Annotated in this window: 1 pseudogene; it reads right to left on the reverse strand. The window is 65.7% G+C overall.

From position 1 onward, the window contains the following. A pseudogene (locus AC3A4Z_RS22615) lies at nucleotides 1–341 on the reverse strand (HNH endonuclease signature motif containing protein); the annotation flags it as partial.

Here is a 341-nt window from a genome sequence, read left to right on the forward strand (position 1 = left end):
CGTCGAGTTGTTTTTGCGGGCGGGTGCGCCGGTCCAGGTCCGGGCCGGTGTTCTCGTTCCAGATTCTGTCCTGGGTGGTTCCGTCTTGATCGCCGCTACTGCCACTGCCGGTGGTGGTTGTGGTGGTGCGGGGGTTGGTGGCGGTGTTCATGACGGTGAGGAGGTGTTCGTATTGGTCGGTGGTGGCGAAGATTTCGAGGTGGTGCAGGCCGTGGCGGGGTTTGCGGATGAACGCGCCTTGGGTGTGGCGGAGGGCTTCTTCGCTGGGTTCGGTGCCGTCGGCGTCGATGGTGTCGGCCCAGCGGCGGGCGACGCGTGCGAGGAAGTCGGGGTCTGATGTG

The organism is Arthrobacter sp. Soil_C_49, from assembly GCF_057656635.1.